This is a genomic window from Rhodanobacter sp. A1T4 (assembly GCF_014207185.1).
In the GTDB taxonomy this organism is placed as follows: Bacteria; Pseudomonadota; Gammaproteobacteria; order Xanthomonadales; family Rhodanobacteraceae; genus Rhodanobacter.
Map to the genome: position 1 here is coordinate 116,813 of NZ_JACHCP010000012.1, position 21,563 is coordinate 138,375.

25 protein-coding genes are annotated in these 21,563 nt (G+C 59.3%); 20 read left to right on the forward strand and 5 right to left on the reverse strand.

The annotated features are described in order from the left end of the window. Window positions 1-66: 66 nt before the first annotated feature. Complete coding sequence (locus HDE80_RS22305; RefSeq protein ID WP_255484035.1) at window positions 67-189, reverse strand: hypothetical protein; 123 nt, start codon at window positions 187-189, stop codon at window positions 67-69. A 408-nt stretch (window positions 190-597) separates the two neighbouring features. Between HDE80_RS22305 and rlmJ the strand changes: the two genes are divergently transcribed. The 8 genes from rlmJ to HDE80_RS20665 all read left to right on the forward strand — a co-directional run bounded on the left by rlmJ (window position 598) and on the right by HDE80_RS20665 (window position 7,964). Continuing rightward, window positions 598-1,545 (forward strand): 23S rRNA (adenine(2030)-N(6))-methyltransferase RlmJ, encoded by a 948-nt coding sequence (rlmJ, locus tag HDE80_RS20630; protein ID WP_184603665.1) that lies wholly within the window; start codon window positions 598-600, stop codon window positions 1,543-1,545. Between the two features lie 130 nt (window positions 1,546-1,675). Further along, entirely contained in the window at window positions 1,676-2,188 is a 513-nt protein-coding gene (locus HDE80_RS20635) for a Slp family lipoprotein (protein WP_184674017.1), read from the forward strand. 84 nt (window positions 2,189-2,272) lie between these two features. Beyond that, window positions 2,273-3,181 (forward strand): cation diffusion facilitator family transporter, encoded by a 909-nt coding sequence (locus tag HDE80_RS20640; RefSeq protein ID WP_184674019.1) that lies wholly within the window; start codon window positions 2,273-2,275, stop codon window positions 3,179-3,181. Window positions 3,182-3,206: 25 nt separating this feature from the next. After that, window positions 3,207-3,953 carry an SGNH/GDSL hydrolase family protein gene (locus tag HDE80_RS20645; RefSeq protein WP_184674021.1) on the forward strand — a complete coding sequence of 249 codons (747 nt, stop codon included), beginning with the start codon at window positions 3,207-3,209 and terminating at the stop codon, window positions 3,951-3,953. Between the two features lie 153 nt (window positions 3,954-4,106). Next, window positions 4,107-5,105: a sulfate ABC transporter substrate-binding protein gene (locus HDE80_RS20650; protein WP_184674023.1), complete on the forward strand. Its 999-nt coding sequence runs from the start codon at window positions 4,107-4,109 to the stop codon at window positions 5,103-5,105. A gap of 5 nt (window positions 5,106-5,110) precedes the next feature. Next, a complete protein-coding gene (cysT, locus tag HDE80_RS20655) occupies window positions 5,111-5,935 on the forward strand; it encodes a sulfate ABC transporter permease subunit CysT (protein ID WP_184674025.1) in 825 nt (274 codons plus the stop codon). Then, window positions 5,932-6,834, forward strand: a complete 903-nt coding sequence (gene cysW / locus HDE80_RS20660) for a sulfate ABC transporter permease subunit CysW (protein ID WP_184674027.1) — start codon at window positions 5,932-5,934, stop codon at window positions 6,832-6,834. Before cysT ends, cysW begins: the two co-directional genes overlap by 4 nt. An 8-nt stretch (window positions 6,835-6,842) precedes the next feature. After that, window positions 6,843-7,964 (forward strand): TOBE-like domain-containing protein, encoded by a 1,122-nt coding sequence (locus tag HDE80_RS20665; RefSeq protein ID WP_184674029.1) that lies wholly within the window; start codon window positions 6,843-6,845, stop codon window positions 7,962-7,964. A 25-nt stretch (window positions 7,965-7,989) separates the two neighbouring features. On the opposite strand, the gene HDE80_RS20670 is transcribed toward HDE80_RS20665, so the two are convergent. Further along, on the reverse strand, window positions 7,990-8,382 hold the full coding sequence (locus tag HDE80_RS20670; protein ID WP_184674031.1) for a VOC family protein: 393 nt from the start codon (window positions 8,380-8,382) through the stop codon (window positions 7,990-7,992). Further along, window positions 8,379-8,774, reverse strand: coding sequence for an MmcQ/YjbR family DNA-binding protein (locus tag HDE80_RS20675; protein WP_255484038.1), 396 nt, complete (start codon window positions 8,772-8,774; stop codon window positions 8,379-8,381). Before HDE80_RS20675 ends, HDE80_RS20670 begins: the two co-directional genes overlap by 4 nt. Window positions 8,775-8,961: 187 nt before the next feature. On the opposite strand from HDE80_RS20675, the gene HDE80_RS20680 reads away from it, so the two are divergent. Both HDE80_RS20680 and mfd read left to right on the forward strand, forming a co-directional pair. Further along, window positions 8,962-9,573 carry a GNAT family N-acetyltransferase gene (locus HDE80_RS20680; protein WP_184674033.1) on the forward strand — a complete coding sequence of 204 codons (612 nt, stop codon included), beginning with the start codon at window positions 8,962-8,964 and terminating at the stop codon, window positions 9,571-9,573. Between the two features lie 170 nt (window positions 9,574-9,743). After that, window positions 9,744-13,205, forward strand: a complete 3,462-nt coding sequence (gene mfd, locus HDE80_RS20685) for a transcription-repair coupling factor (RefSeq protein ID WP_184674035.1) — start codon at window positions 9,744-9,746, stop codon at window positions 13,203-13,205. 3 nt (window positions 13,206-13,208) lie between these two features. On the opposite strand, the gene HDE80_RS20690 is transcribed toward mfd, so the two are convergent. Beyond that, on the reverse strand, window positions 13,209-14,180 hold the full coding sequence (locus tag HDE80_RS20690; RefSeq protein WP_184674037.1) for an integron integrase: 972 nt from the start codon (window positions 14,178-14,180) through the stop codon (window positions 13,209-13,211). A gap of 208 nt (window positions 14,181-14,388) precedes the next feature. Here HDE80_RS20690 and HDE80_RS20695 point away from each other — a divergent pair, with 208 nt between their 5' ends. The 4 genes from HDE80_RS20695 (at window position 14,389) to HDE80_RS20710 (ending at window position 16,436) form a co-directional block, all read left to right on the forward strand. Then, on the forward strand, window positions 14,389-14,775 hold the full coding sequence (locus HDE80_RS20695) for a hypothetical protein (protein ID WP_184674039.1): 387 nt from the start codon (window positions 14,389-14,391) through the stop codon (window positions 14,773-14,775). Window positions 14,776-14,829: 54 nt separating this feature from the next. Beyond that, window positions 14,830-15,171 carry a hypothetical protein gene (locus HDE80_RS20700; protein WP_184674041.1) on the forward strand — a complete coding sequence of 114 codons (342 nt, stop codon included), beginning with the start codon at window positions 14,830-14,832 and terminating at the stop codon, window positions 15,169-15,171. A gap of 47 nt (window positions 15,172-15,218) precedes the next feature. Next, complete coding sequence (locus tag HDE80_RS20705) at window positions 15,219-15,671, forward strand: hypothetical protein (RefSeq protein ID WP_184674043.1); 453 nt, start codon at window positions 15,219-15,221, stop codon at window positions 15,669-15,671. Between the two features lie 441 nt (window positions 15,672-16,112). Beyond that, window positions 16,113-16,436, forward strand: a complete 324-nt coding sequence (locus tag HDE80_RS20710; RefSeq protein ID WP_184674045.1) for a hypothetical protein — start codon at window positions 16,113-16,115, stop codon at window positions 16,434-16,436. A 539-nt stretch (window positions 16,437-16,975) separates the two neighbouring features. Here the strand turns inward: HDE80_RS20710 and HDE80_RS20715 are convergent. Further along, window positions 16,976-17,374 (reverse strand): hypothetical protein, encoded by a 399-nt coding sequence (locus HDE80_RS20715; protein ID WP_184674047.1) that lies wholly within the window; start codon window positions 17,372-17,374, stop codon window positions 16,976-16,978. A gap of 131 nt (window positions 17,375-17,505) precedes the next feature. Here HDE80_RS20715 and HDE80_RS20720 point away from each other — a divergent pair, with 131 nt between their 5' ends. The 6 genes from HDE80_RS20720 to HDE80_RS20745 all read left to right on the forward strand — a co-directional run bounded on the left by HDE80_RS20720 (window position 17,506) and on the right by HDE80_RS20745 (window position 21,561). Further along, window positions 17,506-17,859, forward strand: a complete 354-nt coding sequence (locus tag HDE80_RS20720) for a transposase (protein WP_184674049.1) — start codon at window positions 17,506-17,508, stop codon at window positions 17,857-17,859. Beyond that, the gene (locus HDE80_RS20725; protein WP_345776487.1) at window positions 17,832-18,665 is read left to right on the forward strand and encodes an IS3 family transposase; all 834 of its coding nucleotides are present in this window, start codon (window positions 17,832-17,834) and stop codon (window positions 18,663-18,665) included. The genes HDE80_RS20720 and HDE80_RS20725 overlap by 28 nt, the downstream gene beginning before the upstream one ends. Window positions 18,666-19,287: 622 nt before the next feature. Then, on the forward strand, window positions 19,288-19,815 hold the full coding sequence (locus HDE80_RS20730; protein ID WP_184674051.1) for a hypothetical protein: 528 nt from the start codon (window positions 19,288-19,290) through the stop codon (window positions 19,813-19,815). 407 nt (window positions 19,816-20,222) lie between these two features. Beyond that, window positions 20,223-20,624: a hypothetical protein gene (locus HDE80_RS20735; RefSeq protein ID WP_184674053.1), complete on the forward strand. Its 402-nt coding sequence runs from the start codon at window positions 20,223-20,225 to the stop codon at window positions 20,622-20,624. Between the two features lie 54 nt (window positions 20,625-20,678). Further along, a complete protein-coding gene (locus HDE80_RS20740) occupies window positions 20,679-21,281 on the forward strand; it encodes a hypothetical protein (RefSeq protein ID WP_184674083.1) in 603 nt (200 codons plus the stop codon). A gap of 10 nt (window positions 21,282-21,291) precedes the next feature. Then, entirely contained in the window at window positions 21,292-21,561 is a 270-nt protein-coding gene (locus HDE80_RS20745) for a transposase (RefSeq protein ID WP_345776486.1), read from the forward strand. Window positions 21,562-21,563: the final 2 nt, after the last annotated feature.

The window sequence follows — 21,563 nt, forward strand, 5'->3', positions numbered from 1 at the left end:
TAGACGTCAGTCGCGCACGCGCTCATCGGCGCACGCGAAGCAAGCTCAACGTAACGAGAGAGAGAGTTAGACCGCTGGCGGCCGCAGCGGCGGACCGTGGGCAATATCCGGCGCGGTGGTTATGCGAAGCGTGGGATGCATATCACCGGGCAACACCGGCAGCAGCTCAATCATGCTTATGGCAGCCATGGCACTTCCGGCCGTCGCCGCACAATGGCAGCTGGCCGCCATTCCATGATTGCCATCGCCACCACGGCAGCAGTCCTCGACGTGCACTTGCACTTTGGCTTGCACAGCGTGCTGGCAATCATTGGATCTGGCGGCCTTAGCCATGGGCATGGACGACATCGCGCCCATGGCACGGCCGATCGCATGCATGCCGCTGTTCATGGCCAGCGACTCAGCGTGAACCGGAAGAGCCACCAGCAACAGCCACGCGAAACATGCCATAACCCGAAGGAACGGCGAGCGTTTGACATGGCGAAGTGATCGGTTCACCGCTACAGCTTAGGCGTTGCGCCGCCCGCGCTCAACTGCTTGAACGGGGATGCAGTGCCCAGCCATCTATACTGGAGCATCCCGCATGCCGTGATCGCCATGAATTATCGCCACGCCTATCACGCCGGCAACTTCGCCGATGTCCTGAAACACACCGTGCTGCTTGCCTTGATCGAGGCGATGCGCAGCAAGCCAACGCCGTTCTGCGTGATCGAGACGCATGCCGGTAGCGGCTGCTATGCGCTGGACAGTCGGGAGGCCGCCAAGACCGGCGAGTTCAAGGACGGCATTTCACGGCTGCTCTACCCCGATCTGCACGGTGGCAAGGCCGATGCCGCCAGCCTGCCACCGCTGCTGCGCCGCTGGTTGGACAGCGTGCTGGCCATTCCGGGCAACGAGGACGGCCTCAAGCTCTATCCTGGCTCGCCACTGCAGATCGCCCAGGCGATACGCGCCGAGGACAGCGCCCAGCTGTGCGAGCTGCACCCTGAAGAAGCCACCCGCCTAGCCGAGCTGTTCCATCGCGACGCGCGTATCCACACGCACCAGCGCAATGGCTACGAGGCGCTGAAGGCGTTGCTGCCGCCGAAGGAAAAGCGCGGCCTGGTGTTGATCGATCCGCCGTATGAAGCGCAGGAGGCCGAGTACAAGCAGCTCGAACAAGCAATCAAGTCCTGCATGCAGCGCTGGCCGACCGGCGTGTATGCCATCTGGTATCCGATCAAGCTGCGCAGCCAGGTGCAGCCGTTCCTGCGTTGGCTGCCGCGCAGCGGTGCCAAGCGCGTGCTGCGCGCCGAACTGATGGTACATCCGGACGATTCCCCGCTGCGCTTGAATGGCTCCGGCATGGTGATTCTGAACGCGCCGTGGAAACTCGACGATGTGCTGCGCGATTCACTACGGGCCATGGCGCGACTGCTATCCAAGGATCATCCCGCTGATTGGAAGCTGGATTGGCTGTTGCAGGAGGGCGATGAGCCGCCCGTCGCCAGTCCACTGCCCCGCTCCCGGCTTGCACCCGAGCCGCGAACGCGTCGGCCGCGCTAATCCGGCCGACGCGATAACGCTCGTTGACGATACACGCTGTTCCAACGCCACTTGTTGTAGCTTCAGCACCAGACTGGCTGATCCAGCCGGAACAGTCGGGTCTCTTCGCCATGTTTATTGGAGCTCGGTCATGCATAGCACTGCTCATTACGTCTGCCGGTTGTTCGGCCCGCTGGCCGCCGTGGTCCTTGTCGCCTGCGCGCCCGCACCAATTTACAAGGCCGCGCCCAGCGCCGTGATCGTCACGCCCATGCAGGTGTCGCAAACGCCAGAGCGCTATACCAGCGGCGACGTGATCTGGGGTGGACGCATCGTGCAGGTCACCAACCTGTCCGATCACAGCGAAGTCGAGGTGTTGGCCTATCCGCTGGACAACTCGCAGCGGCCGAAAGCAAATGACAGCGGCAACGGTCGCTTCATCGTGGTGATGCATGGCTATGTGGAGCCACTCGATTATCCGAGTGGCTCGCTGATCACAGTCAGCGGCAAGCTCAACGGCAGCCGTGCCGGCAAGGTCGGTGAAGCCGATTACGTGTTCCCGCTGGTCAACGTCGCTCAGTCGCATGTGTGGACGCAGAAAGAAATGCAGCAGGGCCGCAGCAATGTCAGCTTCGGCCTGGGTGTCGGCGTCGGCATTCATTGATCGCACCGCAGCCATCGACAGCGGTGCGCGCTGCCATGCGTCGCCGCTTGAACCACGTAGAACCCATCAGTCCAAGGGAATCGCATGTCCGGTAACGCCAACTCGCTAAGGGCCATCCTGCTCGCGCTCGGCGCGAACTTCGCGATCTTCGTAACCAAGCTGGCGGCAGCCTTCATCACCGGCTCTGGCGCCATGATGGCCGAGGCGGTGCACTCGCTCGCCGACTGCGGCAACCAGGGTTTGCTGCTGCTCGGCATGCGTCAGGCGAAACGGCCGGCGTCATCGGAATATCCGCTTGGCTGGGGCCGCGCGCTGTACTTCTGGTCGTTCCTGGTGGCGATCCTGCTGTTCTCGGTCGGCGGCATGTTTTCGGTGTATGAGGGCGTGCACAAGCTCACGAATCCGGAACCACTGAAGTGGCCTTGGCTGGCGCTGGGCGTGCTCGTATTCGGCATCGTTGCGGAAAGCATTTCAATGCGCGGCTGCCTGGTCGAAGTCAACAAGGCACGTGGCAGCCGCAGCCTGTGGCGTTGGTTTCGTGAGACGCGCTCCAGCGAACTGCTGGTGATCTTCGGAGAAGATCTGGCAGCCCTGCTCGGCCTGTGCTTCGCCGCCATCGCCATCGGCACGACCATGGCGACCGGCAACATCATTTACGACGCGGTAGGCACCATTGCCATCGGTGTGCTGCTGGTCGTCGTCGCCGTTCTGTTGGCCATCGAGGTAAAAGCCTTGCTTATCGGCCAGGGCGTCGAACCGCAGCGTCGCGCCGAACTGCTCACCTTCCTCGAAGCGCGCCCTGAGATATCCAAAGTACTCAACCTGATCACCCTGCAGATGGGTCCCGATGTAATGGTCGCCGTCAAGGCACTGATGGCGCCCACCACCGACTCGCGCGGCCTGATCGAAGCCATCAACACCGTCGAACGGGCGATGAAAACCGAGTTCGACGACGTGCGCTGGAGTTTCTTCGAACCCGATTTTACCGATTGAATTGCAACCGATGGACCTATTCGCCATGAGAAAACACATCACGATTCTCGCCGCAGTTTTTTATAGCGGATTGGCGATGGCGCAAGCCCCTGCACCGTCACCGCAAGCGATCGCAGAGAAAATTCAGGCCGATGAAAAATTGCTGGCCGACTGGCCGCAGCTTGCGCGCTACCGCAACGAAAACGCGGCACTGCCAAAACCCACAAAGGGCGAGCCGCGCGTGGTTTTTATGGGTGACTCCATTACCGATATCTGGGGCCGCCTGCAGGGTGTCTTTTTTCCGGGCAAGCCTTATGTAAACCGGGGTATTGGTGGTCAGGTTACCGCGCAGATGCTGGTTCGCTTTCGCCCCGACGTCATCGCGTTGGAGCCTCGCGTCGTCGTAATTCTGGGCGGCACCAACGATATTGCGAATAATGCCGGTCCGACCACACTCAAAATGGTCGAAGACAATCTCACATCCATGGCCGAACTCGCACGCGCCAACGGCATCAAGGTCGTGTTGGCATCGCTCACGCCAGTAAGTGATTACATTCAACCCAACCAGACGAAAGCTCGCCCACCCGAGGAAATCCTGGCGCTCAACGCATGGATAAAGTCCTACGCAGCGCGTGAACGCTTTATCTACCTCGACTACTACCCGGCCCTGCTCGATGCCAACAAGGCGCTGAAGAAAGATTTCACGATCGATGGCTTGCATCCGAATACCGCCGGTTACGCCGTCATGACACCGCTGGCGCAACAAGCGATCGATCAGGCGCTGGCGCACTAATCGAGACGATAAACACTAATGACGCATTCCGGAATAGCGCTTTCACCAGCCATCCCGCATAACGATCGGGTATAAACACATGGTGTTTGGCCATTTCGCGACGGGCCGCTCGTTGGTTACGCTGGCGAGTCGAGCTGCCAAAGGGAAACGACGATGAAAAAGTTCGGAACAATGCTAGCCCTGCTGGCGACACTGACAATAACATCGCTGCATGCGAAGGACGCGACGCTGCTCAACGTGTCCTACGATCCCACTCGCGAGTTGTACCGCGATATCAATGCCGCGTTCGCCACGCAGTGGAAAGCGCAGCATGGCGACAACGTAACGATCCAGATGTCGCATGGTGGCTCCGGCAAACAGGCGCGTTCGGTAGTTGAAGGCCTGTCGGCCGATATCGTGACACTGGCGCTGGCCTATGACATCGACGCGATATCCGATCGCGGGCTGCTCGCCAAGGATTGGCAGAAGCGTTTGCCCGACAACTCCTCGCCGTACACCTCGACCATCGTATTCCTGGTGCGCAAGGGCAATCCGAAGGGCATCAAGGATTGGGCAGATCTGATCAAGCCCGGCGTCCAGGTGATTACGCCGAATCCGAAAACCTCCGGCGGCGCGCGCTGGAATTTTCTCGCCGCATGGGGCTATGCGCTGAAGCAGCCTGGCGGCAACGAGGCCAAGGCCAAGGCCTATGTGCAGGCGCTGTACCAACACGTGCCAGTACTCGACACCGGTGCGCGCGGTTCCACCAATACGTTCGCGCAGCGCGGTGTGGGCGATGTGCTGGTCGCATGGGAAAGCGAGGCGTTGCTGGCACAACAGGAGATGGGCAAAGGCACCTTCGATATCGTGGTGCCGTCCATCAGCATCCTGGCCGAACCGCCGGTAGCAGTGGTTGATAGCAATGTCGACAAGCACGGCACGCGCGCCGTCGCCGAGGCGTACGTGAAGTTTCTCTATTCGTCCGAAGGCCAGACGATCGAGGCCAAGAGCTTCTACCGTCCGCGCCTGCCGGCGGTGTCCGCACAGTTCGCCGCGCAGTTCCCGAAGGTCAATACTTTCACTATCGACGACGAGTTCGGTGGCTGGCGTCAGGCCCAGACGAAGTTCTTTGCCGATGGTGCCATCTTCGACCAGATCGGCCCCGGGCACTGAGACGCATGCGTCGGCGCATCCTGCCCGGCTTCGGGCTCAGTCTGGGCTATGCGCTGGCGTATCTGGGCCTGATCGTGCTGCTGCCGCTGGCAGCGCTGGCATGGAAAGCATCGGGCATCGGTTTGCACGGTTTGATCCGCCTGTTGAGTTCGCCACGCACGTTTGCAGCGCTCAAGCTGAGCTTTGTCGGCGCCACCTTTGCGGCGGTCGTCAACGCTGTCGTCGGCCTGCTGGTCGCCTGGGTGTTGGTGCGCTACCGCTTCCCCGGACGGCGCTTTCTTGATGCGTTGGTCGACCTGCCTTTCGCGTTGCCAACAGCGGTTGCCGGTATCGCGCTGACGGCACTCTATGCGCCCAACGGCTGGCTCGGGCAATGGCTGGTACCGCACGGCATCCAGATTGCCTACGCGCCACCGGGCGTGATCCTGGCGATGGTCTTCGTCGGTTTTCCGTTCGTGGTGCGCACGCTGCAGCCGGTACTGGAATCACTGGATCGTGATGTGGAAGAAGCGGCCGAGAGTCTGGGTGCATCGCATCTGCAAACCTTCTTTCGGGTGATCCTGCCAATGCTGTTCCCGACCCTGCTGACCGGCTTTGCGCTGGCACTGGCCAGGGCCGTGGGCGAATACGGCTCGGTGATCTTTATCGCCGGCAATATCCCGATGCGCTCGGAAATTGCGCCATTGCTGATCGTGGAGAAGCTGGAGGAATTCAATTACGCCGGTGCTGCGGCCCTGGGTATGGTGATGCTGATTGCCTCGTTCGTGCTGCTGATCATCATTTCACTGCTGCAGCGATGGAGCCGGCGCTGGGCGGAGCAGACGCGATGACTGCATCTTTGACAACTGCAGCTTCGACAACTGCAGCGGCAACCAGCCTGCAAAAGCGCCAGCCGCACTGGCCGAGAAAGATCGGACGGGCGCTACTGATCCTCGTCGCCGTGAGCTTTCTCGCCGTGTTTCTGGTGCTGCCTCTGAGCGTGGTTTTCGTCGAAGCGTTTCGTCAGGGTATGCATGCCTATCTTTCGAGCATCAAGCAGCCGGAAGCGCTCTCCGCGATTCGCCTGACCTTGCTGGTGGCGGTGATCGCGGTGCCGTTGAATGTCGTTTTCGGCGTCGCGGCAGCCTGGGCTATGGCGCGTTTCGAGTTTCGCGGCAAGGCGCTGCTGGGCGCCTTCATCGATCTGCCGTTTTCGATATCACCGGTCATTTCCGGCCTGGTCTACGTGCTGCTGTTCGGCGCGCAGGGCTGGTTCGGACCGTGGTTGGATGCGCACAACGTCAAAATCATTTTTGCGGTACCTGGTCTGGTATTGGCGACCATCTTCATCACCCTGCCCTTTGTCGCGCGGGAACTGATTCCGCTGATGCAGGCGCAGGGCAGCGACGAGGAAGAAGCCGCGCGCGTGCTCGGCGCCGGCGGCTGGCAGATGTTTTTCCGGGTCACCCTACCCAACATCCGCTGGGCACTCCTCTATGGTGTGCTGTTGAGCAACGCCCGTGCAATGGGCGAGTTCGGCGCGGTATCGGTCGTCTCCGGGCATATCCGCGGACTCACCACCACCATGCCGCTGGAGGTGGAGATGCGCTACAACGAGTACGACTACGTCGGCGCTTTCGCTATTGCCTCGTTGCTGGCGCTGCTCGCACTGCTGACGCTCGCGATCAAGACGCTGCTGGAATGGCACTACGGCGATGAGATCGCTGCACATGCACCCGGCGGCCACTGAGACCATCGATGACCCTCGAACTTTCCCATCTGAGCCGCCGCTTCACCGACTTCGCCGCCCTGGACGATGTCAGCCTGTCGATTGCTCCAGGCGAATTCCTAGCCCTGCTCGGCCCCTCCGGCTCGGGCAAGACCACCCTGCTGCGCATACTTGCCGGGCTGGATTATCCCGACGCCGGCAGTGTGCATCTGGACGGCCATAACTTTCTGGTCGCGCAGGCACGCGAGCGCAAGATCGGGCTGGTGTTTCAGCACTACGCGCTGTTCCGCCACCTCACCGTGGCCGAGAACGTCGCCTTTGGCCTGCGCGTGCGCAAGCGCAAGCTTCGGCCGTCCAAAGCCGCCATTACCGAACGCGTAAATCAGCTGCTCAAGCGCGTGCAGCTGGATGGCTATGGCCATCGCTACCCCACCCAGCTGTCCGGCGGCCAGCGCCAACGCGTAGCCCTGGCGCGCGCGCTGGCAGTCGAGCCCGACCTGCTGCTACTCGACGAGCCCTTTGGCGCACTCGATGCCCAGGTCCGCCTGACCCTGCGCCGCTGGCTACGCGAACTGCACGAAGACCTGAAACTCACCACCATCTTCGTCACCCATGATCAGGAAGAAGCACTGGAACTCGCCGACCGTATTGCCGTGATGAATCGTGGCCGCATCGAACAAGTCGGCACGCCCGAGGCGATCTATCAGCAGCCAGCCACGCCATTCGTCTGCGAATTCATCGGCAAGGTCAACAAGCTGCCCGTAACCTGCACTGATGGCAAACTCGCTGCGGGTGAATGGGTGCTCGATAGCGACCCGTGGCACGGCCGACACGCACACGCCACCGCCTACGTGCGTCCCGAACATCTTGCGCTAGGCGTACCCGCAAACCAGCCCGCCTGGATCGCCCACCTGCGCCACATCTACCTGGCCGGCAGCGTGGTGCATCTGGAACTCTACGTTCCAGCAATCGACCAGACCCTGGAAGCTGACATCGCCGGCGAAGACGTTGCCAGGCTCGGTCTGCAAACCGGAGTCGATCTGCGCGTCGCACCGCGCAGCGCCGTAGTGTTCGCCATCGACAAACCCGGCGATGACGCAACCGTGCAAGATCGCTGGATGTGGCAAGCGCAAAGCACGATTTTCGCCTAGACCACAGAGCAGCGAACCGATCGCCCTACTTCTTCAGCTCCAGCAAATCCCAGCCATTGCCGTATAGATCATCGAATACCGCGACGGTGCCGTACGCCTCATGGCGCGGTTCTTCGCGAAAGTGCACGCCTTCGGCGCGCATGCGCTGCCAGTCACGTTCGAAGTCGTCGGTGTTCAGCAGCAGGAATACGCGGCCACCAGTCTGATTGCCGACGCGAGAGGCTTGTTCGTCACCCTTGGCCTTGGCCAGCAACAGGCGGGTTTCCTTCGAGCCCGGCGGGGCGAGCAGGACCCAGCGTTTGCCTTGGCCCATGTCGGTGTCTTCGATCAGCTCGAAACCCAGTGCACGGGTGTACCAGGCGATCGCCTCGTCATAGTCGGCGACCAGTAGCGCGAGTGCGCCAAGATGTTGCGTCATTTCTTGTTTACCTTGATGGTCGGCAGCGGACCGAGCTCCGCCTGCAATTTTTTGGTCAGCTTGGCCCGCACCAACGCATACGCGTCGCGGATAAAGCCCTCAAGCTCGGCACTGGCGAAGCGCCGTGGCTCGGTTATCGATATCCAGTGGGCACGCGCCAGATACGGGGCGGGCATGATACCCGGCTGATCCGTCAGTTCCAAAAACCGCGCGTCTTCCACCTTGCACCATAGCCGGCCGCCATCGCTACCGTCAGATGGCGTCATCGCAAACATCTTGCCACCCACGCTTAGCACCAGATTCGTCTCCCATTTGATATCGCGCGTCACGCCGGGCCAATGGCCACAAAACGCTTCCAGCTGCTGCGCCGTCATGCCCATGGTCTTGCCCATGCTTGCTCCCGCGCAAAGATTCGTCGAAGAGCCCATTGTGGCTGGCAAAGCCGTGGCCGCCCAGCGGTTTGAGACCGATTCAACTACCCGGCAAGCAGCCTGCACACGGCGCGCCTTAGCGGCTAACCCCCTTGTTTGAAAGGCTTTCATTCATGTTGCGTCGCACCAAATACGCTAGAGTATGGAAATGCTTTCCTTACCCGCCATCGATTTCTCCACGCCGCCGGATGAGGCCTCGCTGCGCCCGCCGGCGCGTGAGCGTTTTGCGCCGCGCCTGGTTCGAGCCATCTCGGGCGAGCTCGTCTCCATCCAGGACGGTCGCAAGCTGCACCTGCGCAGCATCGCGCCAAACGACATTGAATCCTTGCAGCGCTGTTTTCTGCGGCTTTCGCCGGAGGACGTCCGTCGCCGCTTTCTGCATGCCATGTCCGAACTGCCCACGCCAATGGCGCAGCGGTTATGCCAGATCGACTCAACCATCGAGACCGCGCTGGTGCTGGTGGACGAAACGGTGGTTCCGGGCGAGATCCGCGGCGTCGGCCGTATCTATGTGGACGAGGCCGCCGACAGCGCCGAGTTTTCGGTACTGGTGGAAAAGAACTGGACCCGCCTCGGCCTCGGCGCCTTGCTGATGCAGCGCCTGGTCGACGACTGCCGCCGCCGCGGCTTGGCGGAAATCTGGGGCTACGTGCTGCTGGAAAACCGGCCAATGCTGGATCTGTGCAAGACACTGGGTTTTGTCCGTCGCCGCATGGACAACGAACCGGGTGTCGCGCAGATCACGCTGCGCCTCGTCTAGAGAACCTGCTCTTCCGGCCATCCTGGCCTCGTAGCCCACTTCGCGCTGCTGAGCTGCGGCTTTTGCCCGCGCGATCTCCCTGCATGGTCAGCCGATTGCCATCGGCAAGCTACACTTGTCCGCTTACCCAGACGCGACCTGCCGGTCGCGTCCCGAAATAAGCGTTCTCTATGTCAGCCTTGATCCCGCATCCTCCCCTGCCCACCACGCCCAAACAGCGCCGTTACTGGACGCCGCCGCACGGCTCGGCGCGCGCGCTGCTGATCGCCGAATCGGCACGTTCGCATCAAGGCCTGCTGGTCGCCGTCACACGCGATACCCAGCGCGCACATGCGCTGGAAGCCGAATTGAAACTCTTTGCGGGCGGCCTGCCCGTGCTGCATTTTCCCGATTGGGAAACGCTGCCTTACGACGTCTTCAGCCCGCACCCCGAAGTGGTCTCGCAGCGCATCGCCACGCTCTACCAGCTGCCCAGCGTAAAGCGCGGCGTGCTGGTGGTACCGGTGGCCACGCTCATGCAGCGCATCGCGCCGCGCGCGCATATCACCGGCTCCGGGCTGGTACTGAGCAAAGGGCAGAAGCTCGACATCATCGCCGAGCAACGCCGGCTGGAAGCCTCGGGCTACCGCAACGTGCCACAGGTGGCCGAGCCCGGCGACTTTGCCGTGCGCGGTGCGCTGATCGACATCTTTCCGATGGGCACCAGCGAGCCGTACCGCATCGAGCTGTTCGACGATGAAGTGGAGTCGATCCGCAGCTTCGACCCGGAGACGCAGCGCTCGCAACAGCAGGTCGAAAAAATCGAACTGCTGCCCGCACGCGAGTTCCCATTGACCGAGGCCGCGGCCAAGGATTTCCGCGGCAACCTGCGCGAGCGTTTTCCAATCGACGTCCGCCGCTGCCCGCTCTACCAGGACATGAAGGAAGGCGTGACGCCCGGCGGCATCGAGTACTACCTGCCGCTGTTCTTCAAGCAGACCGCTACGTTGTTCGACTACCTCGCCGACGATGCGCTGTTCGTGCTGGGCGAAGGCGTGGCCGAAGCCTCCGAACAATTCTGGACACAGACCTCCGAACGCTACGACCAGCGCGCGCATGACATCGAGCGCCCGGTACTGCCGCCGGCGGAAATCTATCTGCCACCGGAAGCCCTGCGCGAACAGCTCAACAAGCGCTTGCGCGTGGAAGTGGTCGCAGGCGATCACGAGCATGCCATCAACACCGGCACGCAGCCGGCGCCAGACGTGCCACTCAACCGCAAGGGTGAGGAGCCCGGCACGTCACTGCAGCACTTCATGCAGAGCTACAAGGGCCGCGTGCTGATCGCTGCCGATTCAGCGGGCCGTCGCGAGGCGCTGATCGAGACGCTGGCGACGGCCGGCATGAAGCCCGCGAACACCGACAGCTGGTCGGCTTTCTTGAATGACGCGTCCGATGCACGTTTCGGCATCGTCATCGCCGGCATGGAACAGGGCTTTGCGCTGACCAAGCCGGCTATCACCGTGCTCACCGAGCGCGAGCTGTACGGCGAGCGCGTGCGCAGCGAACGCGATCGCAAACGCCGACGCGGCACCGCGCGCGATCCGGAAAGCATCATCCGCGATCTCACCGAGCTCACGATCGGCGCGCCGATCGTGCATGTCGATCACGGCGTCGGTCGCTACCAGGGCCTGGTGTCGATGGATGTCGGCGGCATGGATGGCGAGTTCCTCACCATCGAATACGCCAAGGGCGACAAGCTCTACGTGCCGGTGGCGCAGCTCGGCCTGGTCAGCCGCTACTCTGGCACCGCGCCAGAACTGGCACCACTGCATTCGCTGGGCGGCGATGCCTGGGAACGCGCACGCCGTAAGGCAGCCGAGAAAGTACGCGACGTCGCCGCCGAGCTGCTGGCGATCTACGCGCAGCGGCAGGCCCGCGGTGGCGAGTCGTTACCGATCGACCGGCAGATGGTCGAAGAATTCGGTAGCACCTTCCCGTTCGAGGAAACGCCCGATCAGGAAACCGCGATCGAGGCCGTGCTCAACGATCTGGCAGCGCCACGTGCGATGGATCGGGTGATCTGCGGCGACGTCGGCTTCGGCAAGACCGAGGTCGCGTTGCGCGCCGCGTTTGCGACAGCCACGGCCGGCAAACAGGTCGCCGTGCTGGTGCCAACCACCTTGCTGGCGCAACAGCATTACCGCAACTTTGCCGACCGCTTCGCCGACTGGCCGGTGCGCGTGGATGTGTTGTCGCGCTTCCGCTCGACCAAGGAAGTCAACGAGGCGCTGAAGCGTCTCGCCGATGGCCAGATCGACGTGATTGTCGGCACGCATAAGCTGCTGCAGCCAGACATCAAGTTCAAGAATCTCGGACTGGTGATCGTCGACGAAGAGCAGCGTTTTGGCGTGCGCCAGAAAGAGCAGCTGAAAAAGCTGCGTGCCGAAGTCGACCTACTCACCATGACCGCCACGCCGATACCGCGCACGCTCAACATGGCGATGGCTGGCCTGCGCGATCTCTCGCTGATTGCCACACCGCCAGCGCACCGCACAGCCGTGCGCACCTTCATTGCTGCGTGGGATCCCGCCACCATCCGCGAGGCGCTGCAGCGCGAGCTGTCGCGCGGCGGCCAGGTGTATTTTCTGCACAACGAAGTCGAGAGCATCGAGCGCACCGTGCGTGAACTCGAAGAACTTGTGCCCGAAGCGCGCATTCGCATCGCTCACGGCCAGATGCCCGAGCGCGAGCTGGAAGGCGTGATGGCGGATTTTCACCGCCAGCGTTTCAACGTGCTGGTGTGTACCACCATCATCGAAACCGGCATCGACATCCCGACCGCCAACACCATCATCATCAATCGCGCGGATCGCTTCGGACTGGCACAGCTGCACCAACTGCGCGGTCGCGTCGGCCGCTCACATCATCGTGCGTATGCCTATCTCGTGGTGCCCGACCGCAAGTCGATCACTGCCGATGCGCAGAAGCGCCTCGAAGCGCTGGCCTCGCTGGAAGAACTCGGCGCCGGCTTCACCCTGGCCACGCACGATCTGGAAATCCGCGGTGCGGGCGAACTACTCGGCGACGAGCAGTCCGGCCAGATCCAGGAAATCGGCTTCGGCCTCTATACCGAACTATTGGACCGCGCGGTGCGCGCGCTGAAGTCCGGCAAGATCCCGGACTTCGACCTCAGCAGCGAGCACGAAACCGAGGTCGAACTGCACCTGCCCGCACTGATCCCCGACGATTACCTGCCCGACGTGCACGCACGCCTGACCTTGTACAAGCGCATCGCCAGCGCACGCAGCGAAGACGAATTGCGCGACCTTCAGGTGGAGATGATCGACCGGTTCGGCCTGCTGCCCGATCCGACCAAGCAACTGTTCGCGGTCGCCACACTGAAACTGATGGCCACGCCGCTAGGCATCCGCAAACTCGACTTCGGCGCCAACGGCGGCCGCATCGTATTCCGCGAGAATCCCGAGATCGATCCGATGACCATCATCAAACTGATCCAGCGCCTGCCACGCGTCTACAAACTCGACGGCCAAGACAAACTGAAGATCACGCTGGATCTGCCCGGTGCCACCGAACGCATCCGCAGCGCACAGGAAGTACTGGTCGTGCTGGGTGCACGACGGCCGGGCTGAACTTCAACGATCCAGCGGACTCAGCACGCCCTGCCCGCCGCGGTTAAGTACATGCGTGTAGATCTGCGTGGTCGCGACGTCCTTGTGGCCAAGCAGTTCCTGCACAGTGCGAATGTCATACCCGATTTCCAGCAGATGCGTGGCGAACGAATGGCGCAGGGTATGCGCGCTCACTGATTTGGCAACGTCAGCAGCGCGACACGCCGTCTTCAATGCACGCGAGAGGATGGCGTCGTCGAAATGATGCCTGCGTTCGGTACCATCATGCGGATCACGGGACCGTTGCGCCGCGGGGAACACATACTGCCAGCCGATTTCGCGCGGGGCGTTCGGATATTTGCGCGCCAGCGCATGTGGCAGCCATGCCGCGCCGAACCCCGCAGCCAGATCGGCTTCATGCAGCAGGCGGGCGCGTTCGATTTCGCGGAGCAACGCTTCAGCCAATGACCGCGGCAGCATGGTGCGTCGGTCCTTGCCCCCTTTTCCATCGCGTATGGTGATTTCATTGCGACCGAAATCCACGTCCTTGATCCGCAGCCGCAGCGCTTCCATCAGGCGCATACCGGTGCCATACAGCAGGCTCGCCAGCAGCCAGGGGCGTCCGTCCATCCTTGCCAGCACGCGCGTGATCTCGTCACGTGAAAGCACGGTCGGCACACGCTGTGACCGCTTGGCCCGCACCACTCCCTCCATCCATGGCAGTTCGATACCCAGCACCTGCTTGTAGAGGAACAGCAGCGCCGCCAAGGCCTGATTTTGCGTGGTCGCCGCTACCTTGCCCTGAACCGCCAGTCCCGACAGGAACCCCTCGACCTCGGCTTCGCCCATGTCGCGCGGGTGCCGCTTGCCATTGGCCAGGATGAAGCGACGCACCCAGGCCACATAAACCGTCTCGGTGCGAATGCTGTAATGCTTCAACCGCAAGACACGCCGCACCTCATCCAGCAAACGCGGCGCAGATGGTCCACCGACCATACGGTTTATTCGTGCGTTTCCGGGGTCATAAGACATAGCGCCTCGATCCGTGAGATATGCGAAGGCCATCCTCGCTCCACCGTGCCGCAGCCGTCATCCGACAAACCCTTGTCTATCTGTAGGATTTTTCCGCTTGACGAGCAACGACCTAAAGCTGAACATCCAAATTCATATGCCCCGATGTGGGGTCTAATAAGCGTTAGAGCTCATGAATTTTCTCCGTCATATTTTCGGCAAACAAAAGCGCACCACCCCAGCCACGGCCGTACCTCGGGAAGCGTTCAACACTGTTACCTTCGACGACGAGCGCGTCACTCGCATTCTTGCGGATGGGAAAAGTGAGGTTGTTACATGGGCAGATCTGAAAACGATCACTATCGTAACGACCGACCAAGGGCCTTTCGTAGATGATGTTTTTTGGGTTCTTGCTGGCAGCGTAAGTGGCTGCGTACTCCCGAGTGAGGCGCAAGGCATGAAAGAACTATTATCAAGGCTGCAGGTGCTTCCCGGCTTCGACAACAAGGCGGTAATTTCTGCTATGTCTAGCGCACAAAATGCAAAATTTGTCTGTTGGAGTCGCGGCGGTGAGCTCTAACATCTCGTTCAAGGCGGACGGCTACGCCGCCGCTTAACTCCAGCGTTAGGCTGCATGAACAATCGTCGCGAACAACTTGAAACATTGCATGCTCATCTCGGCGAGTTAGTAGTGGTACTCGCGCAAGATCCGCTATGCCAATGGCGCAAGCACTTCATGGCATGCCAACAGCGAGCTGCGTCGCTACTCAGTATCGGCTTTACTCAAGGCGAGCTAAACGAGCTTTCTGGTTCGATTAACCACGTTTACGGCGGTGCTGGTAGCTTCAGCGACTATGCTCCAGCCCGCGCAAAAGCTGATGGCACTTTCGGCGCCATCGCAGGCATGGATCGCGAGCTCTCTGGCAACGTCTACACATCTGCTCTTGCACTCAGGGTTGTCGGCAATGCACCCTAACTACTCATTCGAGGCGGACGGCTTCGCCGCCGCTCAATTCCAGCGTTATGCCCCATCCATCCGACCGAATCAAATCAACAATTCGCGCAAATTCAGAAGAAGTCTCGCGACTTCACGCGCGGATCCACGAGACTTTCGCTGTTCGGGATCGCAACCCCGAAAAGCGACAGGAGTGGCAGCGTGCCTGTGAAATATTCCATTCCAGATACGATGAGCTTGCCTTTCCAGGAGGCTACAGCCGAGCGCTTGAGCGCATGCTTGCCGGTGATCCAGAAGCTATGGAAGCTGCAATCTGTTTCTTGGAACTGCGACCTTATTTCTTTCGCTCTGGCTACATGTTTGAGTCCATACTTCGCAAGGCGAAACGTGCCCCTTTGAGTTCAGAGCAAGCAGCTAGGTTGCAATATGTTATTGCAGCAGTGGCCGCTTGGCGTGCACACAAGGCTGCGGCAAATGGGCATAACAAATCGTTCAAGGCGGACGGCTCCGCCGCCGCTTAACTCAAGCGTTAGGGCCTATGAAAACTCCGTTGCTCTTCGTTCTCTCCGCTATGTTGTTGCCGTCCTGGTGCTTTGCCGCGCAACCCGCTCTTAGTTGCAAGCTCTCGATCTACGCTCTTGGCGCTAACCAATCTTCCCTCGGCAAGCAGATAGTAGGACCAGACCAGGTAGTTTCAGCTAGTTATGGCACATCCAAAATCGTTACTGGAGGCACCGTACTGCAGGTGCATTTGACTACCTCCGGCGCCGCAGCAAACAGAGAATTCTCTGCAAATAATATTGGCAAAAAGATTGCTATTCTGTGTAACGGCAAAGTTCTTGTGCAGCCCACCATTGCAGGCCAAAGTGGGGCAACGTTTGTGATCGAGGGCGTTAGGCGGCCCTAACCAGTCATCCAAGCGGACGGCTTCGCCGCCGCTTAACTCCAGCGTTAGGCGACACATGAAAGACTTTGTCCGAATCGACGTTGTGTCTGAACTTGGTCAAGACGCTATCTTCCAAATTCTGAAAGAGGCGCTGCCTTCTTTCCAATGGCGGCAGGGAGACAGTGATGCGCAAGGTCCTTATGTCAGTGGCATGCACAAAGACGGCGTAAAGATACAGGCATGGCTTGGAGAGCAGCCGGTAGCTGTATCCGCATCCTTCCGCGCCGCATGGCGTGAGGATCCAGCGCGAGAAGAAAAGAAAAACGCAGTGCTCGTGCCATTGCTAGAGCTGGCGTGCCCAGCGTTAGGCGCAGTTCAACTGATCCGCAGCGTCCCATGACTGCCAATCAGCTTGCGCGTGGTGGTGCCTAACAATTCATTCGAGGCGGACGGCTCCGCCGCCGCTCAATTCCAGCGTTAGGTGTCAAGGAAGAATGACGCGCATGCATGTCTCGATAAAGATCGGCGCATCGATATTCATCTTCTGCGGCGTTGGCATCATGGCCATCTTCGCCATAGCTGCGTTCCAAGGACACAAAGCAGAAAAGGTCATGGTCTGCGGTATAAGTCACCAATGGAGTTGCCCCACTCAAGGAATTTCGGCGCACTCTTTGGGTGCGGCCACATATAGCTTTAGTGGTTGTGGCCGTAGCGCAACCTATTATTGCAAGATGCCCGCAGAAGGTTGTCAGCTTGAGCGCAGCAAGGAAGTTCTCAATACGTCTATGTGTCGCCCATGAACCGTCTGACATCTAAACGCATTCAACGCCTTATTGAGTTGATCCGACATGGCACCTAACATCTCGTTCAAGGCGGACGCCTCCGGCGCCGCTTAACTACAGCGTTAGGCGGCATAAAGACCATGAACGCTGATCTCCGCTACGAAAGCAGATCGTCTATCGAGGCGAGGGTCAACAACTTCCCAGCTGCCCACATCAAATCAACATCGCGTGTCACTAGCGCGTCGGCTTGTAGCTTGGTCAATGCGAGGTATTCGGCCGCGAATGTATCTTTCCAGCCGAGTTCCTCAGCAAGCTTCCAGGCAACCTGTTGCAACGATCGGTCGCCCAGCAAGCGAATCTGCAAACCCCTCAGGTAGTCGAGGCGCTGGTTCGCCTCCTTGCGAGTCACCAAGCCATGCTGAACGTCCGCGAATAGTTGGGCGAGCACCTGCGAACGCAGTAGCGTCGGTGCGAGGAGACGGTGGTGCCCCGGAATCTTGGTCCTCTGCTCAGCCAGCACGAGAGCCACATCTAGCCCAATCACATATCGTGTCACGCCTTATCTCCACCGCGTTCATTGCTCAGGAGTACGCGCATGCTAGCAATGCCTAACTATTCGCTCAAGCGGACCGGAGACTTCCTCCGCTTTAGTGGACACCCTGAACTATCACTTCAGGAGTCCACACCATGCCTAAACCAGGCCCTCGCACCACCTACAAATACACCCAAGAATTCAAGGCAACCGCCGTGCGTTTGAGCAAGTTGCCTGGTGTTGCGGTGGGTGACGTTGCTCAGTCGCTTTACATCCATCCGTTCATGCTGTCTCGTTGGCGCAAACAAGCGCGCGAGGGTGTGATCGTGACTAAAGGTGTAGCTGTCGATAAAGAGGTTGCCGCAGAGCTCAAGGAGCTGCGTCGCGTGAAGAAGGCTTACGAGCAGTTGAAGATCGAACATGACCTTTTAAAAAAAGCGATCGCGTTCACTTCCAGTCCAAGGCCGATATCTTCGCCTTCATCCACCAGCAAACGCACCAGCCGGTGAGGCTGCTGTGCCGGCTCTACGCTGTCAGTGCCAGCGGTTATTACGCTTGGCGTGATCGTCCAGCGAGCGCGCGAGCGCAGGAGGATATGCGCTTGGTTGAGCGCATTCGCCAGGTGCACGACGAAGGTCGACAAACGTACGGCAGCCCACGAGTTCACGCCGGCCTGAAACGCGACGGCGAACCTGTCGGGCGGCGTCGGGTAGAGCGCCTGATGCGGGATAACGGCATCCGCGGCAGCTCCGCGGATTTGTATCGCCGTTGTCCCGGCGTCGATCGATTCTTCGCCAGCGTCGACAATCAGGTACACGAATTGACCGTGGATCGGACCAATCAGGTCTGGGTGACCGATGTGACATATCTGAAAGTCTCGGGAACGTGGAGGTATCTCGCCACGGTCATGGACCGCTACTCGCGACGGTTGCTGGGGTGGTCGCTGGGCGCAGATCGGACAGCCAGACTGACACGTCGAGCACTGGCGGCAGCACTGCGCGAGCGAAAGCCGCCGCCCGGTACGCTGCTGCACAGTGATCGCGGCATTGAGTTCCTCGCCGGCGACTTCAAGCGCGTGTTAGCCGGCGCGGGACTGGTGCAAAGCGTCAACCGCCCGCATCGCATGACCGACAACGCGCACATGGAATCGTGGAACAAGTCGATGAAATCGGACATGTACCACCGGCGGGATTTCGCCACCGAAGGCGCTATAAGAAGCGCCGTGCGCAGCTATATTGAGTTCTACAACACCAAGCGCTTGCACTCCGCGTTGGGGTATCGTTCTCCCATCGAGTTCGAGGCACAATGCGGCTAACCAGTCGGTGTCCACTTTTGCGTAGGAACTCTCCCGCTACGGAGTGGCTGCGGTAACATGCCATACATCGCGGCAGCGGCCGCTTAGCTTAAGCGTTAGATGTTCCGTGGCATGAGGCTAGAGAACTATGACGGCAACTCCAAAACTAAAACGGGCACTTTCCCTTACCTTGCAAGCGTTGTTGTTGGCTTTTGCAGCAGTCTGCATCTTCTATGGGCAACACAACTTTGCAATTCGATCAGTGGGCCTTCTGGCGATATTCGGGGTCCTTGTGCTAGTCCGAAATTCGCGTCGACCAAGTTCAGCTATTCGTATTTACGACCGGACCAAATTCTCCGTCAAGCGTCGGCAGTGGCTAGTTGGGCTTGCTCTTGTTGTAGCCTTGGCGGGTGCGCTCGCTTGGCTTTTCTACGATGCCGCAACTGGCTACAGGAGTGGCAACGCGCCAATTTATGTGTTCATCACCGCAGGGCTTTTCTGCAGCTTATGGTGGGGCACGATATTCATGCGTTGGTTTAATTGTTGGTTCCAATGAAGCTTTACTCACCATCTAACAATTCGTTCAAGGCGGACGGCTTCGCCGCCGCTTAACTCCAGCGTTAGACGTCTTTGGAGACTATCGGTGTTTGGACCGTTCAAGAAAAAAGAACCGCCGCAAGAGCCGCCGAAGAAGTTTCCACCAGTCCCGGCTTGGCGCCCCGCTATAACTCAGTCTCTTGATCAAATCATCGATCGGCTTAGCTTCTACACCAACGGTCAACGTGACATTGTTGCACTTACGCATGGTACGTGCGTCATGCTGCCAGATGGCCTATCCGACAACGACGCGGAAAGATTTGCTTTCGATGTTTTGTCAGAAATCTTCAACCATCACCCAGACATGAACCCCATGCCCATGAAAGACGGAAACGTTCTGGTGCAATACAACCACCCAGCGGTCAACCTGGTACTAGACAGTGTTGCAGCCGAGCATTGGGCAGAAATCAGCAGCAATCACCAGAGAGCTCTTGCAACTGATGAGGTTCTTATTACACCTCTCGGATCAAATGTGTTCAACGACGTTGGTAAGAAAGCACTTTTTGGCCGGTGTTTTATGTTCATGGACGCTCAAGATCCTCGCGTAATCCGTATTGCACGGAAAGTCGTCTAACTATTCGTTCAAGGCGGACAGCTTCGCTGCCGCTTAACTCCAGCGTTAGGGACAACGGGCATCTACGCAAGAATTACAAGCAAAGAGGTTGAAATGGAAATTCCAGAAAACATCGCTAGAGAACTCTGCGGCCAAATACTTCACTCTTCCGACCTTCTTTGCAGCACCGCTAACTTGGTGAGAGCAAACTGTAGTGCTGAGGTTTTTAATATATTTCAGCGTGAAGTAGCCAACATAGTTTCAGAAATCGGTGACCGCCTTTTGTCGCCAATATACATAGAGCATCAGCATTTGTGTCCGTGGCAAATCGAGAGTAAGTAGCATACGGTCAGTCCCTAACAACTCGTTCAAGGCGGACACCTTCGGTGCCGCTTAACTCCAGCGTTAGGTCTCAAGGGGAGAGCTATGTGATATTGGACATCACATGCAAAACCGACAAATTCAATCTGTCGGTGGTCGGCGAAGATTTCATAAACGACTGCTGCTTTGGTCAAGACTTTTCCAACTGGCTCGTCTCCAAGTTACGAGACGCCGGCATAGCCGCTGACGTACTTTGCATGGAGGACTTCGGTTGGGCAAATACAGCAAATTTCAGCGGTCTTTCCTATCTAATTTGTATAGGCGGCACGTCCGATCAGCTTCCAGACCAGCCCAACTTTGGTACTTGGCATATCATGATCGAGCCGCGTCGTACGCATATGCAAAGGTTGCGTGGTAAAGGCACAGTGTCTGCATCAGATCCAGTCATTTCAAAAATCGTCCAAATTATTACAGCAGCTGGGTTCTCTAGCGTCGCAGTTGAGCCCTAACATCTCGTTCAAGGCGGACGGCTTCGCCGCCGCTTAACTCAAGCGTTAGGGCTCATGAAGACCACCCTCGCATTCCTTGCAGCAATCCTGGTGCCGGTCGGTCTCATGACCGGCTGGTATCTGTGGGACCAATTCGCTACCTTCAAACCCAACGATCCATACATCTGGGTTCGTACCAGAAACTTTTTTTGTCTCTGTGCATTAATTTCGGCAGCCTATGTGCTTGTGCTTGGGATTCCGACCTACGTTTTGCTTCGTTGGCGCAACGCAGTTCGCTGGTGGTCAACTATCGCAAGTGGTTTCGCATTGGGTGCGTTCCCGGTTGCCGTGGTTTCTTGGCCGCTGCGTTTTTCACGGGGCGCATCTGCAACCATTGACGGTATCCCCACTTTGGTCAACGGCATACCTACTTTCGCGGGCGGGCTGCAATACCTAGAATTGGTAGCATTCATGGGTGCTTGCGGTGTCGCCTCGGCTGCGGCGTTTTGGCTTATCGCACGGCGCCCTAACAGTTCGTCCAAGCGCGACGGAGACTTCCTCCGCTTTAGTGGACACCCTGAACTATCACTTCAGGAGTGTTCTCATGCCCAGACCTGGTCCGCGCACGACGTACCGATATACCCAGGAATTCAAGGCGACAGCCGTCCGTTTAAGTGAGTTGCCTGGCGTGGCCGTGCAAGACGTGGCCGCATCGCTTTACATCCATCCGTTCATGCTGTCTCGTTGGCGCAAACAAGCGCGCGAGGGTGTGATCGTGACTAAAGGTGTAGCTATCGATAAAGAGGTTGCCGCAGAGCTCAAGGAGCTGCGTCGCGTGAAGAAGGCTTACGAGCAGTTGAAGATTGAACATGACCTTTTAAAAAAAGCGATCGCGTTCACTTCCAGTCCAAGGCCGATATCTTCGCCTTCATCCACCAGCAAACGCACCAGCCGGTGAGG

Excerpts from the sequence above, each read along its gene's own strand:
- HDE80_RS22305 (WP_255484035.1), bottom strand. The coding sequence starts at position 189 with ATGGCTGCCATAAGCATGATTGAGCTGCTGCCGGTGTTGCCCGGTGAT.
- rlmJ (WP_184603665.1), top strand. The coding sequence starts at position 598 with ATGAATTATCGCCACGCCTATCACGCCGGCAACTTCGCCGATGTCCTG.
- HDE80_RS20635 (WP_184674017.1), top strand. The coding sequence starts at position 1,676 with ATGCATAGCACTGCTCATTACGTCTGCCGGTTGTTCGGCCCGCTGGCC.
- HDE80_RS20640 (WP_184674019.1), top strand. The coding sequence starts at position 2,273 with ATGTCCGGTAACGCCAACTCGCTAAGGGCCATCCTGCTCGCGCTCGGC.
- HDE80_RS20645 (WP_184674021.1), top strand. The coding sequence starts at position 3,207 with ATGAGAAAACACATCACGATTCTCGCCGCAGTTTTTTATAGCGGATTG.
- HDE80_RS20650 (WP_184674023.1), top strand. The coding sequence starts at position 4,107 with ATGAAAAAGTTCGGAACAATGCTAGCCCTGCTGGCGACACTGACAATA.
- cysT (WP_184674025.1), top strand. The coding sequence starts at position 5,111 with ATGCGTCGGCGCATCCTGCCCGGCTTCGGGCTCAGTCTGGGCTATGCG.
- cysW (WP_184674027.1), top strand. The coding sequence starts at position 5,932 with ATGACTGCATCTTTGACAACTGCAGCTTCGACAACTGCAGCGGCAACC.
- HDE80_RS20665 (WP_184674029.1), top strand. The coding sequence starts at position 6,843 with ATGACCCTCGAACTTTCCCATCTGAGCCGCCGCTTCACCGACTTCGCC.
- HDE80_RS20670 (WP_184674031.1), bottom strand. The coding sequence starts at position 8,382 with ATGACGCAACATCTTGGCGCACTCGCGCTACTGGTCGCCGACTATGAC.
- HDE80_RS20675 (WP_255484038.1), bottom strand. The coding sequence starts at position 8,774 with ATGGGCAAGACCATGGGCATGACGGCGCAGCAGCTGGAAGCGTTTTGT.
- HDE80_RS20680 (WP_184674033.1), top strand. The coding sequence starts at position 8,962 with ATGCTTTCCTTACCCGCCATCGATTTCTCCACGCCGCCGGATGAGGCC.
- mfd (WP_184674035.1), top strand. The coding sequence starts at position 9,744 with ATGTCAGCCTTGATCCCGCATCCTCCCCTGCCCACCACGCCCAAACAG.
- HDE80_RS20690 (WP_184674037.1), bottom strand. The coding sequence starts at position 14,180 with ATGGTCGGTGGACCATCTGCGCCGCGTTTGCTGGATGAGGTGCGGCGT.
- HDE80_RS20695 (WP_184674039.1), top strand. The coding sequence starts at position 14,389 with ATGAATTTTCTCCGTCATATTTTCGGCAAACAAAAGCGCACCACCCCA.
- HDE80_RS20700 (WP_184674041.1), top strand. The coding sequence starts at position 14,830 with ATGAACAATCGTCGCGAACAACTTGAAACATTGCATGCTCATCTCGGC.
- HDE80_RS20705 (WP_184674043.1), top strand. The coding sequence starts at position 15,219 with ATGCCCCATCCATCCGACCGAATCAAATCAACAATTCGCGCAAATTCA.
- HDE80_RS20710 (WP_184674045.1), top strand. The coding sequence starts at position 16,113 with ATGAAAGACTTTGTCCGAATCGACGTTGTGTCTGAACTTGGTCAAGAC.
- HDE80_RS20720 (WP_184674049.1), top strand. The coding sequence starts at position 17,506 with ATGCCTAAACCAGGCCCTCGCACCACCTACAAATACACCCAAGAATTC.
- HDE80_RS20740 (WP_184674083.1), top strand. The coding sequence starts at position 20,679 with ATGAAGACCACCCTCGCATTCCTTGCAGCAATCCTGGTGCCGGTCGGT.